This is a genomic window from Rhizobium gallicum bv. gallicum R602sp, assembly GCF_000816845.1.
In the GTDB taxonomy this organism is placed as follows: Bacteria; Pseudomonadota; Alphaproteobacteria; order Rhizobiales; family Rhizobiaceae; genus Rhizobium; species Rhizobium gallicum.
On sequence record NZ_CP006877.1, the window covers coordinates 3,483,756 to 3,498,570 of the forward strand.

Annotated in this window: 12 protein-coding genes; 9 read left to right on the forward strand and 3 right to left on the reverse strand. The window is 60.2% G+C overall.

The features are described 5' to 3' along the window. The first annotated feature begins 72 nt into the window (after positions 1-72). The 6 genes from RGR602_RS17160 to RGR602_RS17185 all read left to right on the forward strand — a co-directional run bounded on the left by RGR602_RS17160 (position 73) and on the right by RGR602_RS17185 (position 6,881). The gene (locus RGR602_RS17160; RefSeq protein WP_039846073.1) at positions 73-1,527 is read left to right on the forward strand and encodes a homospermidine synthase; all 1,455 of its coding nucleotides are present in this window, start codon (positions 73-75) and stop codon (positions 1,525-1,527) included. A gap of 169 nt (positions 1,528-1,696) precedes the next feature. Then, the gene (gene omp10, locus RGR602_RS17165; protein WP_039846074.1) at positions 1,697-2,059 is read left to right on the forward strand and encodes an outer membrane lipoprotein Omp10; all 363 of its coding nucleotides are present in this window, start codon (positions 1,697-1,699) and stop codon (positions 2,057-2,059) included. A 207-nt stretch (positions 2,060-2,266) separates the two neighbouring features. Then, positions 2,267-4,126, forward strand: coding sequence for a 5'-nucleotidase C-terminal domain-containing protein (locus tag RGR602_RS17170; RefSeq protein WP_039846075.1), 1,860 nt, complete (start codon positions 2,267-2,269; stop codon positions 4,124-4,126). Between the two features lie 123 nt (positions 4,127-4,249). Continuing rightward, the gene (hemH, locus tag RGR602_RS17175; protein WP_039846076.1) at positions 4,250-5,284 is read left to right on the forward strand and encodes a ferrochelatase; all 1,035 of its coding nucleotides are present in this window, start codon (positions 4,250-4,252) and stop codon (positions 5,282-5,284) included. Between the two features lie 127 nt (positions 5,285-5,411). Further along, positions 5,412-6,422: an SPFH domain-containing protein gene (locus tag RGR602_RS17180; protein ID WP_039846077.1), complete on the forward strand. Its 1,011-nt coding sequence runs from the start codon at positions 5,412-5,414 to the stop codon at positions 6,420-6,422. A 3-nt stretch (positions 6,423-6,425) separates the two neighbouring features. Next, on the forward strand, positions 6,426-6,881 hold the full coding sequence (locus RGR602_RS17185; protein WP_039846078.1) for an NfeD family protein: 456 nt from the start codon (positions 6,426-6,428) through the stop codon (positions 6,879-6,881). Here RGR602_RS17185 and RGR602_RS17190 read toward each other — a convergent pair whose 3' ends face one another. Continuing rightward, complete coding sequence (locus RGR602_RS17190) at positions 6,882-7,874, reverse strand: KpsF/GutQ family sugar-phosphate isomerase (RefSeq protein ID WP_039846079.1); 993 nt, start codon at positions 7,872-7,874, stop codon at positions 6,882-6,884. 145 nt (positions 7,875-8,019) lie between these two features. On the opposite strand from RGR602_RS17190, the gene RGR602_RS17195 reads away from it, so the two are divergent. Beyond that, complete coding sequence (locus tag RGR602_RS17195; RefSeq protein WP_039846080.1) at positions 8,020-9,564, forward strand: outer membrane beta-barrel protein; 1,545 nt, start codon at positions 8,020-8,022, stop codon at positions 9,562-9,564. A 2-nt stretch (positions 9,565-9,566) separates the two neighbouring features. Here RGR602_RS17195 and galU read toward each other — a convergent pair whose 3' ends face one another. Beyond that, the gene (gene galU, locus RGR602_RS17200) at positions 9,567-10,454 is read right to left on the reverse strand and encodes a UTP--glucose-1-phosphate uridylyltransferase GalU (protein ID WP_039846081.1); all 888 of its coding nucleotides are present in this window, start codon (positions 10,452-10,454) and stop codon (positions 9,567-9,569) included. 203 nt (positions 10,455-10,657) lie between these two features. On the opposite strand from galU, the gene RGR602_RS17205 reads away from it, so the two are divergent. Together RGR602_RS17205 and RGR602_RS17210 are read left to right on the forward strand one after the other, a co-directional pair. Next, positions 10,658-11,881, forward strand: a complete 1,224-nt coding sequence (locus RGR602_RS17205) for a lytic murein transglycosylase (protein ID WP_039846082.1) — start codon at positions 10,658-10,660, stop codon at positions 11,879-11,881. 88 nt (positions 11,882-11,969) lie between these two features. Beyond that, positions 11,970-13,181, forward strand: coding sequence for an SGNH/GDSL hydrolase family protein (locus RGR602_RS17210; protein ID WP_039846990.1), 1,212 nt, complete (start codon positions 11,970-11,972; stop codon positions 13,179-13,181). Between the two features lie 177 nt (positions 13,182-13,358). Here RGR602_RS17210 and RGR602_RS17215 read toward each other — a convergent pair whose 3' ends face one another. Beyond that, positions 13,359-14,813, reverse strand: a complete 1,455-nt coding sequence (locus RGR602_RS17215) for a glutamate synthase subunit beta (RefSeq protein ID WP_039846083.1) — start codon at positions 14,811-14,813, stop codon at positions 13,359-13,361. Positions 14,814-14,815 lie beyond the last annotated feature (2 nt).

Consider the following 14,815-nt stretch of genomic DNA (forward strand, 5'->3'; position numbering starts at 1 on the left):
CGCATTTCTCGCGCCATTGCAGAAGAATTCTTAAAGGTTCATCGCCTTCGTCACCTTCCATAGGAGAAAAGAATGACGGAACAGACCCACCCGGTATATGCCGAAATTACCGGTCCGATCGTGATGATCGGCTTTGGCTCCATCGGCCGCGGCACGCTGCCGCTGATCGAGCGCCACTTCAAATTCGACAAGAGCCGGATGGTTGTCATCGACCCGCGTGACGAGCCGGCCGACATGGAGATCCTGAAGAAGTACGGTGTCCTCCACATCAAAGAATACGTGACGAAGGACAACTACAAGGATCTCCTGAAGCCGCTTCTGACCAAAGGCGGCGGTCAAGGCTTCTGCGTCAATCTCTCGGTCGATACCGGCTCGCTCGACATCATGAAGCTCTGCCGCAAGCTCGACGTACTCTATATCGACACCGTCGTGGAACCCTGGCTCGGCTTCTATTTCGACAAGAACATGAAGAACGCCGATCGCACCAATTATGCGCTGCGCGAAACCGTCCGCAAGGAAAAGGCGAAGAACCCTGGCGGTGCTACCGCCGTTTCCACCTGCGGCGCAAACCCGGGCATGGTGTCCTGGTTCGTCAAGCAGGCGCTCGTCAACCTCGCCAACGAAATCGGCGTGAAGTTCGACGAGCCGGATCAGCACGACCGTGAAGGCTGGGCGAAGCTGATGAAGAAGGTCGGCGTCAAGGGCATCCACATTGCCGAACGCGACACGCAGCGCACCAAGCATCCGAAGCCGCTCAACGTCTTTTGGAATACCTGGTCGGTCGAAGGCTTCATCTCCGAAGGCATGCAGCCCGCAGAGCTCGGTTGGGGTACCCATGAAAACTGGATGCCGAAGAACGCCAAGAAGCAGAAGAAGGGCTGCAAGGCCGCGATCTATCTCGAGCAGCCGGGCGCCAATACCCGCGTGCGCACCTGGTGCCCGACGCCTGGTCCGCAATATGGTTTCCTTGTCACTCACAACGAGTCGATTTCGATCGCCGATTATTTCACGGTCCGCGACAAGGATGGCGAAGTCACGTTCCGCCCGACCTGCCACTATGCCTACCATCCGGCCAACGACGCGATCCTGTCGCTGCATGAGATGTTCGGTAACGGCGGCACGTCGCAGCCGGTCCACCACGTTCTCGACGAAGACGAGCTGGAGGACGGCATCGACGAACTCGGTGTGCTCCTCTACGGCCACGAGAAGAACGCCTATTGGTTCGGCTCGCGCCTGTCGCTCGAAGAAACCCGCCGCATCGCGCCCTATCAGAATGCGACCGGCCTGCAGGTGACCTCTGCGGTTCTCGCAGGCATGGTCTGGGCGCTCGAACATCCGAAGGCTGGTATCGTCGAAGCCGACGAGATCGACTACAAGCGCTGCCTAGAAGTGCAGCTGCCTTATCTCGGCCCGGTCGAAGGTCACTACACCGACTGGACGCCGCTTAATGGTCGCCCGGGCCTCTTCCCGGAAGACATCGACACCAAGGATCCCTGGCAGTTCAAGAACATCCTGGTTCGTTCGTAACCGGGCATTCAAATGCGCATCGATGCCCGCCGAAATGCGGGCATTTTTGTAACGCCTGCCGCGTAATTTCGCTTCATCGTTGCAGGAGGCTTGCCATGGCGGCGGGCTCGCGCCATGTTTTTCGAGAATTTCGCGGATAGAGTCCGCTCCGAATCGCCGGGAGAACCATATGACGTTCAGAAACATTCTCGTGCTTGCGGGTGCAGCAGCAGCGCTTGCCGCCTGCGTCTCAGACCGCCCCATGCCGGTAGCGACACGCGCTGCGCCGACCGGCGTCGAGGGTTCCTGGTCCGATCCGAACGGCATCATTTCTACCTTCCAGGCAGGCACCTTCACCACCCGCACGACCGACAGCAACCAGCTGCTCGCGTCCGGCACCTATATCAACACCTCGCCGTCACTGGTCGAAATCAGCATGACATCGCTGGTTCGCAAGACGCAGTCGAAGGTCAATTGCGCGCTCGTCAACCAAAGTCAGCTGAACTGCACCTCGGATGCAGGTTCGCAATTCACGTTGACGCGCCGCATGTAATTTCCCCCGCTTTCGATGAAGAAGCTCTCCTTTGCGGGAGCTTTTTTCGTTTCTGCCTCTTGGAAGGCACCCCGAGAACACCAGCTTTTTTGCACTTGCGGTCGGTCATCGTTGATGAAAACATCCGCACGCCGGGTAGCCGCCAAACGATTAAGGGAAGGACGAAGTCAGGGGTACGGGGCTTCGCCATTAAATCAGGAGAACAGTATGACCAAGTCATTTAGCTTCGGTCTGTTGACCGCATCGATGCTGGCGCTTAGCGCTGGCGCGGCCTTTGCGGACTACCAGCTCAATATTCTTCATATCAATGATTTCCATTCACGCATCGAGTCGATCAACAAGTTCGATTCCACCTGCTCGGCGGAGGACGAAGGCAAGAATGCGTGCTTCGGCGGCGCCGCCCGCTTGAAGACCGCCATCGACCAGCGCCGCCAGGCGCTCTCCGGCCAGAACGTCCTGCTTTTGAACGCCGGCGACAACTTTCAGGGTTCGCTCTTCTACACGACCTACAAAGGTACTGCGGAAGCCGAGATGCTGAACGCCATGAAGTTCGATGTCATGACCGTCGGCAACCATGAATTTGACGACAGCGAGGACGGCCTCGCCGCCTTCCTCGACAAGGTCCAGTTCCCGGTTATTTCCGCAAACGTCCTTGCCGCCGACGGCTCGAAGCTCGGCGATCGCATCAAGCCTTCGCTGGTGCTCGATGTCGGCGGACAGAAGATCGGCCTCGTCGGCGCCGTGGCCAATGACACCGAAGAGCTTTCCTCTCCCGGCCCCAAAGTGATGATTGCCGAGGACGTCCAGACGATCAGCGCGGCCGTCCAGGAATTGAAGGCCCAGGGCATCAACAAGATCATCGCGCTTACCCATGTCGGCTATCCGCGAGATCTCGCAGCCATCGCCAAGATTCCGGATGTCGATGTCGTCGTTGGCGGCCACTCGCACAGCCTGCTTTCGAACACCGATCCGAAGGCGGAGGGCCCTTACCCGACGATGGTGGACAATCCGGGCGGCTACAAGGTGCCCGTCGTGCAGGCGGCATCCTACAGCAAATATCTCGGTGATCTGGTCGTCGACTTCGATGACAGCGGCGTCGTCAAGAGCGCCAAGGGCGATCCGATCCTGATCGACTCCTCCTTTACGCCCGACCCTGCCCTTGTTGCCCGTATCCAGGAACTGGCGAAACCGATCGAAGAACTCCGCAAGAAGGTCATCGGCTCGTCCGAAGCCCCGATCGAGGGCGACCGCACCGTTTGCCGCGTCAAGGAGTGCTCGATGGGCAACCTCGTTGCCGATGCCATGCTCGATCGCACGAAGAACCAGGGCATACAGATCGCCATCCAGAACGGGGGCGGCCTTCGCGCCTCGATCGACGGCGGCGATATCACCCAGGGCGAAGTCATCACCGTGCTGCCGTTCCAGAACACGCTGGCCACCTTCCAGCTGACGGGCGCAGACATCGTCACGGCGCTAGAAAACGGTGTCAGCCAGATCGATGAGGGCGCCGGCCGCTTCGCGCAGGTCGCTGGCCTGAAATACAGCTTCGACAAGTCGAAGCCGGCGGGCAGCCGTGTCAGCGGCGTTGAGGTCAAGGAGGGCGACAACTTCGCACCGATCGATCCGGCCAAGACCTACGGCGTCGTCACCAACAATTTCATGCGCGCCGGCGGGGATGGCTATTCGATCTTCGAAACAGCCGGCAAGAATGCCTATGACTTCGGTCCGGATCTCGCCGACGTGACGGTCGAATATCTGGCGGCCCATAACCCTTACAAGCCCTACACCGACGGCCGCATAGCGCAAGCCGCCCCGGCTGCGACCGCTGCACCTGCCGCGCCGGCTGCTCCATCCGCTCAAGCTCCAGACGCAACTGCGCCAGCTGCCAGCGCACCGGCTTCGGCGACGCCTGCAGGCCATGTCATCGCCCCAGGTGATACCCTTTGGGATCTTGCCAAGCAGTTTTACGGCGATGGCGAGCTCTGGAAGAAAATCTCCGAAGCCAACGGCAATCCCGATCCGCGTCGCCTGATGGTCGGCAAGGAGCTGCAGGTTCCCGCAAAGTAAGGCAATTGTCTGGATGTTGAAGACCGGTCCGGGGTTCCCCGGGCCGGTTTTTCCACTTATAGGGATAGACCACCGCGCCGGCTGCCTATGAGCGGGAAGGGACTATCAAACGTTGGGGCCAAGATGACCATTGCACCTTCATACCTCCCGGCGGAGCATCCTCCGGTCAAATTCGGCAAGGTCGGAGTCCTTCTCGTCAATCTCGGCACGCCCGACGGCACCGACTACACGTCGATGCGGCGCTATCTGCGCGAATTCCTGACCGACAGGCGCGTCATCGAATGGTCACCGTTGAAATGGTACCCGATCCTCTTCGGCATCGTCCTGAACACCCGTCCGCAGAAGGTCGGCAAGGCTTACGAGACGATCTGGAACAAGGATAAGAACGAGAGCTTCCTGCGCACCTATACGCGCAACCAGTCCGATCTCATGGCCGCGCGTCTGAAGGACCTGCCGAATGTAAAGGTAGACTGGGCCATGCGTTACGGCACGCCCTCGATCGCTTCGCGCATCAACGCGCTGAAAGACGAAGGCTGCGACCGCATCGTTCTTTTCCCGCTCTATCCGCAATATGCGGCAGCGACGACCGCCACGGTCAACGACAAGGCATTCCGGCATCTCTTGAAGATGCGCTGGCAGCCGGCATTGCGCACGGTGCCGGACTATCACGACGACGAGACCTATATCGAAGCGCTCGCCAGTTCGGTGACAAAGCATCTTGCGGGGCTCGACTGGGAACCGGAGGTGATCCTCGCCTCGTTTCACGGCATCCCGCTCTCCTATTCCGAGCAGGGCGATCCCTACTTCTACCAATGCCAGGAGACGGGGCGCTTGCTTCGCGAAACGCTCGGGCTTGCGAAGGAGAAGTTCATGATCACCTTCCAGTCCCGCTTTGGGCCGGAAGAATGGCTGCAGCCCTATACCGACAAGACGGTCGAAAAGCTGGCGCAGGACGGCGTCAAACGCATCGCCGTTCTCAATCCCGGTTTCGTCTCCGACTGCCTGGAAACACTGGAAGAGATTGCCGAGCAGGCGGCCCATTCCTTTCATGAAAACGGTGGCGAGAAGTTTGCGCATATTCCATGCCTCAACGACAGTGAAGACGGGATGCGCGTGCTGGAAAAGGTCGTGCGCCGCGAACTGCTGGGTTGGGTCTGAGACGGACGTCTGCTGCCAGCCGCGCCCGGGTCTTCGTCCTGCTGCCTAAAACCTTGGCGTGCGCTTGTGAATATCCCGCTCGTTGAATAGGATCGCCGCGATCATGGGCGGTGAAGGAGAAAGCGTGATGATTTTAGGCGGGTTCGATATCGTCGTTATTGCTCTCGTCGTCTTCGTCATCCTTGTGCTTTTTGCAGGCATCAAGACGGTGCCGCAGGGCTATCGCTATACGATCGAGCGCTTCGGCCGCTATACGCGCACACTGGAGCCGGGCCTCAACATCATCACGCCCTTCATCGAGCGCATCGGCGCCCGCATGAATGTGATGGAGCAGGTGCTCGACGTCCCCACTCAGGAAGTCATCACCCGGGACAACGCCTCGGTCGCCGCCGATGCTGTCGCCTTCTATCAGGTCCTGAATGCCGCGCAGGCCGCCTATCAGGTCTCCAATCTCGAAAACGCCGTTCTTAACCTGACGATGACCAATATCCGTTCCGTCATGGGCTCTATGGACCTCGACGAGCTTCTGTCCAACCGCGATGCGATCAATGACCGGCTGCTGCGGGTTGTCGATGATGCCGTGCAGCCTTGGGGCATCAAGGTCACCCGTATCGAGATCAAGGACATCCGTCCGCCGACCGATCTCGTCGACGCCATGGCGCGGCAAATGAAGGCCGAGCGTGAGAAGCGTGCCCAGATTCTGGAAGCCGAAGGTTCGCGCAACGCTCAGATCCTTCGCGCCGAAGGTGCCAAGCAATCGGCGATCCTGGAGGCAGAAGGCCAGCGCGAGGCAGCGTTCCGCGAAGCGGAGGCCCGAGAGCGTCTGGCCGAGGCGGAAGCCAAGGCGACAAAGATGGTCTCCGAGGCGATCGCCGCCGGCGACGTGCAGGCGATCAACTATTTCGTCGCGCAGAAATATACAGAGGCGCTGTCTGCCATCGGTACGGCCGGGAATTCCAAGATTGTCCTGATGCCGATGGAGGCCACATCCATTATCGGCTCGCTGAGCGGTATCGGTGCCATCGCTAAAGAGGTCTTCGGCGACGGCAATAGTCCGCCCTCGCCCCCGCGGCCGCGCCAAGTGCCGCCGCGCACGACCCCGCCGGTCAATCCCTTCAACCAGGCCCCGGAGCGCTGACGAATGCTGACACGCGTCGTTGCCGAACTGGGACCATGGACCTGGTGGATTGTGGGCCTGGCGCTGCTTGCCGCCGAAATGATGGTGCCGGGCTTTTTCCTCGTCTGGATCGGTCTTGCCGCGCTCGCCGTCGGCGTTCTGTCGCTGCTGCTTTGGAATGCCACCTTCTGGATCTGGGAAACGCAGCTCATCGTTTTTGCCATCCTGGCCGTTGCTGCGACATTCCTTGGCCGCCGGCTGACGCTTCGCCATGATGCGACGGACGAACCCTTCCTCAATCAGCGGGGCGCAAGTCTCGTCGGCCGGACGGCAACGCTCTTAGAACCGATCGCCGAAGGCCGCGGCCGCATTCGCATCGATGATACGATCTGGCGGGTGACGGGCCCGAACCTCCCCATTGGAACGCAGGTGAAGGTGGTCGCAAGCAACGGGCGCGACCTGACGGTCGAGCCGCTCTGATCAGGCGACGCCGATCCGCAAGAGATCGTGAAAATGCACCAGGCCGGCCGGCTTGTTATCGTCATCGATGACGATCAGTGCGCCGATTTGATACTGCTCCAGCAAGGCCAGCGCGCTTGTCGCAAGCGCCGTCGGCCTGACCGTCTTCGGTGTGCGCGTCATGATGTCGTCGACACAAAGCTCGGACAGGTTGCGCGTCAAGTTACGGGCAATGTCACCTTCGGTAACGATGCCGCAAAGCCGCCCGTCCTCGTCTAAAACGCCGACGCAGCCGAAATGCTTGCGCGACAGCACGTGGATCGCCTCCGGCATCGGTGTCCCCTTCGCCACCAGCGGGACGCGCTCGCCGGTATGCATGACGTCGCCGACATGCATCAGGCTGGCGCCGAGCTTTCCGCCTGGATGGAAGACATGGAAATCCCGCGCCGTGAAGCCGCGCGCTTCAAGCAGCGCGATCGCGAGCGCATCCCCGAGGGCGAGCTGCATCAATGTCGATGTCGTTGGCGCAAGGCCGTTCGGGCATGCTTCCTGCTCGTTCGGGATCAGCAGTACGATGTCGGATGCCGTCGCCAGCGACGAGTGTATGCTGCACGTGAGCGCGACCAGCGGAATGGAAAATCGGCGCGTATAGGCAATGATGCTGCGCAGTTCCGCGCTTTCGCCGCCCTTGGATATGGCGAGCACAAGATCATCGCTCGCGATCATCCCAAGGTCGCCGTGATTGGCTTCGGCAGCATGAACGAAAAACGCAGGCGTGCCCGTCGAAGCAAAGGTAGCGGCCAGTTTCGTTCCGATGTGTCCACTTTTGCCGACACCCGTTACGATGACACGACCGCTGATACTGCCGATCGTCTCCACCGCTTGAGAAAACGGCTCCGACAGACCGTCGCTCAAGGCGCGCTCCAGCGCTTCCAGTCCACGTCTCTCCGTCTCGATCGTGCGTTTGGCGGATTCGAGCACACCGTTCTCAACAAGTTTGACTGCTTTCCTCATGGTCCTGCGTTAGCGCTTTTCATTTCAGGTGTCTACCCACATCGCTTTGCAACCTGTGAACAGAGCCTCGCGGCCGCAACGAATGATTAACCACGAGGCTTTACGTTCGGGTAACGAATTGAAGCATGCCACGCGCGGAATCCGGATGGCCAAGGAAAGAGAGACGAGCAGTTTGACGCCGCTCTGCGCGGCGCGCTTTGCCGTGTCTTCTTTCGCTTGCTTCGCTTTGTTTCTTCCACCTCACCCGAGTTTTGCTCAGTCCGCGCAAAACAGCACCGCCAGCGGCACATCCTACAGCAGTTCGCCGAATGCACAGCAGTTGCCCGACGATGGCGCAGCCGACGGTAGCGACATCGCAAATCCCTCAGCCGATGCAATGAGCGGCACACCGCCCAGCTCAAACCAACAAGCCGGAACAACGACGGCAAACGGGGCGGCTGATCAGGACCCGTCCAGCGAGACGACCGGCTCCATTCTCGATGAGGACATTCGTCGCCTGAATACCCGCGAACCGGCAATCGATGACAGAAGGGCGCCACGCAAGCCGGAGGAATACCTGTCAGATCAGGAGACGCCGGGCATCCGCATCGGCACCTTCGTGCTGCGCCCTTCCGTTACCCAGTCGATCAACACCGAAACGACGAAGGACGGAGAGACAAAGGAGACGCGCGCTTTCCTCCAAACCGACGCCCACGCAACGCTTGCCTCCGACTGGGCGCTCCATCAACTGATCGTCACGAGTGAGGGCACTTGGCAGCGCAATGTCAGCGGTACCGGCGAAGAGCAGCCCGCCTTCGACATCGACGGGGACCTTCGCCTCGACCTGCCGGACGACACGGTCGCTCATATCAAGGGCGGATACCGGTTTTATCGGGAAGATACCGACGATCCTGACGCAATCGCCGATGCCGAGCAGCAGTCGAATGTACAGGAGTTCTCAGCAGGCGCATCCGTCGAGCGCGATTTCGGTATCCTGCGCGGTACCGCGGCACTCGATCTGACCCGGACCATCTACTCCGACGCCGTGCTTTCGAACGGCACGAGGATCTCGCTCAGCGACCGCGACCAGACGTCCGGCACATTTCGGACCCGTGTCGGCTATGAGCTTTCGCCGGCCCTCATTCCCTTCGTCGAGGCCTCGGTCGGTAAGACTGTCTACGACGAAAGTCGGGATTCGGCGGGTTTTGCGCGCTCCGGCAACAGCTACGGCGCCAAAGCTGGCGTCGAGGTCGATCTGGGAGAAAAGTTGAAGGGTGAAGTCGGTCTCGGCTACGAAACCGCAACCTTTGACGATAGCCGCCTCGATTCGATCGATACCGCAACCGTCGATGCAAACCTCCTCTGGTCGCCGCTGCGTGGAACCGACGTTCTTTTTGATCTATCGACCAGCATCCAACCCTCAACGACAGCTGGTCAGAGCGGCTATATCTCGCACGTACTGACAACGGCGGTCACGCATCAGCTGCGCGACAATCTCCAGGCAACGGTGCTGGGTGGGGTGACCTTGCGGGACTATCCGTCCGGCGGCAGCAGCGACGAGACGGTCTATACGGCGAGCGGCGGGCTCACCTGGAACATCAACCGCTATCTCGATTTCACCACCACGCTGGGATACGAGCTGACGACGCGCGATGTGGGCGCCGACTCGCAGCAATGGCGAGCCGGCGTCGGTCTCAAGCTGAAACGCTAGGCTCAAAGGCCTTTCAGCAATGCCTTGAAACCGTCTTCGACGGTCGGGCGGATATCTGCACGTTCGAGTGCGAAGGCAACATTGGCAAGGATGAAGCCATCCTTCGCGCCGCAGTCATAGGTCGTGCCGCGGAAGTGGTAGCCTGCAAAATCCTGTTCCTTGAGCAGCTTCAACATGCCGTCGGTCAGCTGGATTTCGTTGCCGGCGCCGCGCTCCTGCGTCTCGAGGATCTTGAATATCTCCGGCTGCAGGATGTAGCGGCCGTTGATGAAGAAGTTGGAAGGTGCCGTCCCCTTGGCCGGCTTCTCGACCATGCCGGTGATGCGGAAGCCCTCGCCGACCGGTTCGCCGGCTCCCACGATGCCATATTTATGCGCTTGCTCGGGAGCACATTCCTCGACGGCGATGATGTTGCCGCCGCTCTGGGCATAGAGATCGATCATGCCCTTCATGCAGCCCTTGCCTTCGTTTTTCATGATCATGTCCGGCAGCAGCAGCGCGAAAGGTTCGTCGCCGACGATCTCACGGGCGCACCATACGGCGTGGCCGAGGCCGAGTGGCTCCTGCTGGCGGGTGAAGCTGACCGTTCCTGCTTTCGGAAGCTGATTGGCGAGCAGCGTCATTTCGGCCTGCTTGCTGCGTTCGCGCAGCGTCTGCTCGAGCTCGAAATGAATGTCGAAATAGTCTTCGATAATGTGCTTGTTGCGGCCGGTCACGAACACGAAGTGTTCAATGCCGGCTTCGAGCGCCTCGTCGATCACATACTGAATGATCGGTTTATCGACGACAGTCAGCATTTCCTTCGGAACGGCTTTGGTGGCCGGGAGGAAGCGTGTCCCCAAACCTGCAACCGGGAATACCGCTTTACGAACTTTTTTCTGCTGTCCCACTTAGACCTCCTAGGGGGGCTGGATCGCTTTTACACTCAAGCTATTTAGGGTGAACTAGATTAGAATCGCTACCGTTTTGCAAAGGATGACGGGAGAAGCCGGTCATGGTAAAGAATTTGTTGACTCCGTTCCGGTAGTGTCGGGTTTGGCCGGAAACTGCAACTCCGCCGCACGTGCAACGAAGATGACGGATACGACTGCCGATGACCCAGAACCGCAAATACTCCCTTCGTGGTCTTGCTCTCGCCCTCATGGTGACCGCTTCCGCAGGTCTGGCTCCCGATAGCGCGGCGGCCGACCAGCGGTTCCAGAAGTGGATCGCGGACTTTTATCAAACTGCCGCGCAAAATGGCATCAGCAAGGCAACCTATCGGAAAGCTTTCGCAGGCGTGACCGAACCGGACCCGACAGTCCTTGAAAAGGCGACCTTTCAGCCGGAATTCACGACCAAGATTTGGGACTATGTGGACTCCCGCGTGAACCCCTACACAGCCGAGATCGGCCGCAAAATGGCCACAAAGCATGCCTCGACCCTGACGGCAATCGAACGGCATTTCGGCGTCGACAAGAACATCATACTGGCGATCTGGTCGATGGAATCGAACTACGGCGCAGTCCTCACAAAGGACGACCGGCTGCACTATGTGCCACGTGCGCTTGCAACCCTTGCCTACGCGGACGACCGCCGCTCCAAATTTGCCAAGAAGCAGCTCGTCGCTGCGCTGAAGATCCTGCAGAACGGTGATATCTCTGCCGATGGCATGACGGGATCGTGGGCGGGCGCCATGGGCCATACGCAGTTCATTCCGACAAGCTATCTGCTTTATGCCGTCGATGCCGACCGCAATGGTCATCGCGACATCTGGAATTCCGTGCCGGATGCACTTGCGACCTCCGCCAACCTTCTCGCAAAGAACGGCTGGGACACCGGCAGGACCTGGGGCTACGAAGTCTCGGTTCCAGCGAGCCTGGCAAAGCAGGTAGGCAAGACACATACGATCGCGCAATGGGCAGCGATGGGCGTCACCCGCCCCAACGGCAAGGGTTTTCGAGACGGCTCAACAAGGGCGGTGCTGAAGATGCCGGCTGGCGCCGGCGGTCCCGGCTTCCTGATGACCGCGAACTTTTTCACGATCAAGAAATACAACGCTTCCGACAGCTATGCGCTTGCCGTTGGCCTGCTTGCCGATGAAATTGCCGGTTATGGTGGCATGAAACAGCGCTGGCCGCGCCCGGAGGGCACGCTCGACATGAAGGAAAAATTCGAGCTGCAAAATCGCTTGAAGACGCTCGGCTATTACAACGGCGAGGTCGACGGCAATTTCGGTTCAGGTTCGAAAGCCGCAATTTCGGCGGTTCAAGAACGCCTCGGCATGCAGGCCGATGGCAAACCCTCGCTCCCGCTCCTGAATGCGCTCCGGCGCTAGACAGGAGAAATCCACGACATAGCTTTCATGGAGAGTGGACGTGTGTGTCCCCTCCATGCGAAAATGTCGCGAGATGTGGGGCATGGCGATGCGTAGATCGGGTAACAGGCTGAAACTGGGCTGGAGGACGCTGCTTTCCGCCGCTCTGATGCTTTCCTTCGGCATCACCGCGCCCGTTGATTTTGCCGACGCGCAGGAGCGCTATTACTACCGCCGCTCGATCTTCGATTTCTTCACCGGCCGCCGCTACATCAACGAAGATTATGCGCCGCCGCCCGAGGTTCGACGCCCGCCGCAGCGTCAGCGCAAACGGCCCCCGCTCGCGCCCAAACCCCCAACCGTCGCCACTGCGCGGCCTGTAGCGCCCGTCCTCCAGGAGCCGGTGGTCCAGAAACTCGAGAATGCCCAAAAGATCCTGATCGTCGGCGATTTTCTCGCAAGCGGCCTGGGCGATGGCATGACGGAAGCATTCAAGACTTCGCCCGGCGTGATCGTAGAGGCCCGAGGCAACGTCTCTTCGGGCCTGGTGCGCGACGATTATTACGACTGGCCCGAACAGCTCCTGAAGATAATGGACGAACTGAAGCCGGCGATGGTCGTCGTCATGATCGGCGCCAACGACCGGCAGCAGATGGTCATCGGCGGCGCCAAGGAGAAGTTCCGCACCGACGCCTGGTATGGCGAGTATCAGAAGCGTGTGCTGAACTTCGGCAAGGAAATAACGAACCGCAAGATACCATTGCTTTGGGTCGGACTCCCTGCTTTCGAATCGCCCTCGATGACGGCCGACGCCGTTCAGATGAACCAGCTCTATCGCAAGCAGGTGGAAAGTATCGGCGGGGAATTCGTCGACATCTGGGATGGCTTCGTGGACGAGAACGGACAGTTCGTCGTTACCGGTTCCGACATCAACGGTCAGCAGGTGCGCCTGCGCACCTCGGACGGCATCAATCTGACACAGGCCGGACGCCGCAAGGTCGCTTTCTATGTTGAAAAGCCGGCCCGCCGCCTTCTCGGCGCGCAGGCAAGTCCCGATCTTGTGCGCCTCGACACCAGCAACCTGCCCCATCTCGGTCTGCCATCGGACCCTGTCGCGCATACGCAGCCGATCAGTCTTTCAGACCCCAACCTCGATGGAGGAGTTGAGCTTCTCGGCGGCAGGCAGCCTCCGGCCACTTTGGCGAACTCGCCACGCGACAAGCTCGTGCAGGAGGGCAAGATGGACCCGGCGCCTCTAGGACGCGTGGACGACTACAGTCTTCCCGCCCCGAAAGAGCCAAAGCAGGTCTCGACCAAATAAGCTTCAGTTCTTTGCCCGAGCGACCGTGCGCATGGAGATTAAATTTTCGTGACGCTCGCTTTCGAACTCGAAGCCGCCTTCGAAGCCCTTGGACAGATGCCCTACAGACTGATCAATAGACCGGCCGCCCGCATATCTTGCGAGCAGCGCGTTCTGTTCGGCTTTAAGCGAGAGCAATCAGCGCGGCAGAACCGTCGAGCCCATCAGCGCTTCGTCGATCGCACGCGCAGCCTGGCGGCCCTCGCGGATCGCCCAGACGACCAGCGATTGGCCACGGCGAACGTCGCCTGCCGTCCATAGCTTGTCGACCGAGGTCTTGTAGTCGTGGTCGTTGGCAACGACATTGGTCGAGCCACGGCGGTCGGTGTTGAGCGTCAGTTTGCCGTCCAGTTCCTTGAGTACGCTGTCAGTGAACGGTCCGCGGAAACCGATGGCGATAAAGGCGAGATCCGCCTTGATGACGAATTCCGTACCGGGAACCGGCTTGCGGCGTTCGTCGACTTCGCAGCACGTGACGCCTGTCAGCACGCCGTCCTCGCCGATGAACCCCAGCGTCGCCACCTGGAACTCGCGGACGGCGCCTTCGGCCTGCGACGAAGAGGTGCGCATCTTGGTTGCCCAGAACGGCCAAACGGCGAGCTTGTCTTCCTTCTCCGGCGGCTGAGGACGAATGTCGAGTTGCGTAACCTTCACGGCGCCCTGACGGAACGCCGTGCCGACGCAGTCCGAAGCGGTATCGCCGCCCCCGACGACGACCACATGCTTGGCGCCGGCCAGGATCGGGTCCGACGCCCAGCCGACGCTGTCGATGTTTTCGCGTCCGACACGCTTGTTCTGCTGCACGAGATAGGGCATCGCGTCATGGACGCCGGCAAGTTCGATACCGGGAATGCCGGCTTCGCGCGGCGTTTCGGAGCCGCCGCAGTAAAGCACGGCATCGTAATCGGACAGCAATTGCTCGACCTTCATGTCAACGCCGACATTGACGCCGCAATGGAAGGTAACGCCCTCGCCCTTCATCTGCTCGACGCGGCGATCGATGAAGTTCTTCTCCATCTTGAAGTCGGGAATGCCGTAGCGCAGCAAGCCGCCCGGGCGGCCTTCGCGTTCGTAGACATGGACCTCATGGCCGGCGCGGCCGAGCTGCTGGGCAGCCGCCATACCAGCGGGACCGGAGCCGATGACTGCGACCTTCTTGCCGGTATGGACCGTTGCCGGCTGCGGACGGATGAAGCCGAGCTCGTAAGCCTTGTCGGCAATTGCCTGCTCGACCGTCTTGATCGCAACCGGCGCATCTTCGAGGTTCAGCGTGCAGGCTTCTTCGCAAGGCGCCGGGCAGACACGGCCGGTGAACTCGGGGAAGTTGTTGGTCGAATGCAAGTTCTGGATCGCCGCTTCCCAATTGTTGTTGTAGACGAGGTCGTTCCAGTCCGGAATTTGGTTATGGATCGGGCAGCCGGTCGGGCCATGGCAATAGGGGATGCCACAGTCCATGCAGCGCGCGGCCTGTTTCTGCACTTCCTGGTCCGACATCGGGATCGTGAATTCGCGGAAATGCCGGATACGATCCGACGCCGGCTGATACTTCGCCACCTGCCGGTCGATTTCCAGAAACCCTGTGACCTTACCCATAT

Bases quoted from the DNA above. Each gene is read 5' to 3' on its own strand.
- RGR602_RS17160 (WP_039846073.1), top strand. From the start codon at position 73: ATGACGGAACAGACCCACCCGGTATATGCCGAAATTACCGGTCCGATC.
- omp10 (WP_039846074.1), top strand. From the start codon at position 1,697: ATGACGTTCAGAAACATTCTCGTGCTTGCGGGTGCAGCAGCAGCGCTT.
- RGR602_RS17170 (WP_039846075.1), top strand. From the start codon at position 2,267: ATGACCAAGTCATTTAGCTTCGGTCTGTTGACCGCATCGATGCTGGCG.
- hemH (WP_039846076.1), top strand. From the start codon at position 4,250: ATGACCATTGCACCTTCATACCTCCCGGCGGAGCATCCTCCGGTCAAA.
- RGR602_RS17180 (WP_039846077.1), top strand. From the start codon at position 5,412: ATGATTTTAGGCGGGTTCGATATCGTCGTTATTGCTCTCGTCGTCTTC.
- RGR602_RS17185 (WP_039846078.1), top strand. From the start codon at position 6,426: ATGCTGACACGCGTCGTTGCCGAACTGGGACCATGGACCTGGTGGATT.
- RGR602_RS17190 (WP_039846079.1), bottom strand. From the start codon at position 7,874: ATGAGGAAAGCAGTCAAACTTGTTGAGAACGGTGTGCTCGAATCCGCC.
- RGR602_RS17195 (WP_039846080.1), top strand. From the start codon at position 8,020: ATGGCCAAGGAAAGAGAGACGAGCAGTTTGACGCCGCTCTGCGCGGCG.
- RGR602_RS17205 (WP_039846082.1), top strand. From the start codon at position 10,658: ATGACCCAGAACCGCAAATACTCCCTTCGTGGTCTTGCTCTCGCCCTC.
- RGR602_RS17210 (WP_039846990.1), top strand. From the start codon at position 11,970: ATGCGTAGATCGGGTAACAGGCTGAAACTGGGCTGGAGGACGCTGCTT.
- RGR602_RS17215 (WP_039846083.1), bottom strand. From the start codon at position 14,813: ATGGGTAAGGTCACAGGGTTTCTGGAAATCGACCGGCAGGTGGCGAAG.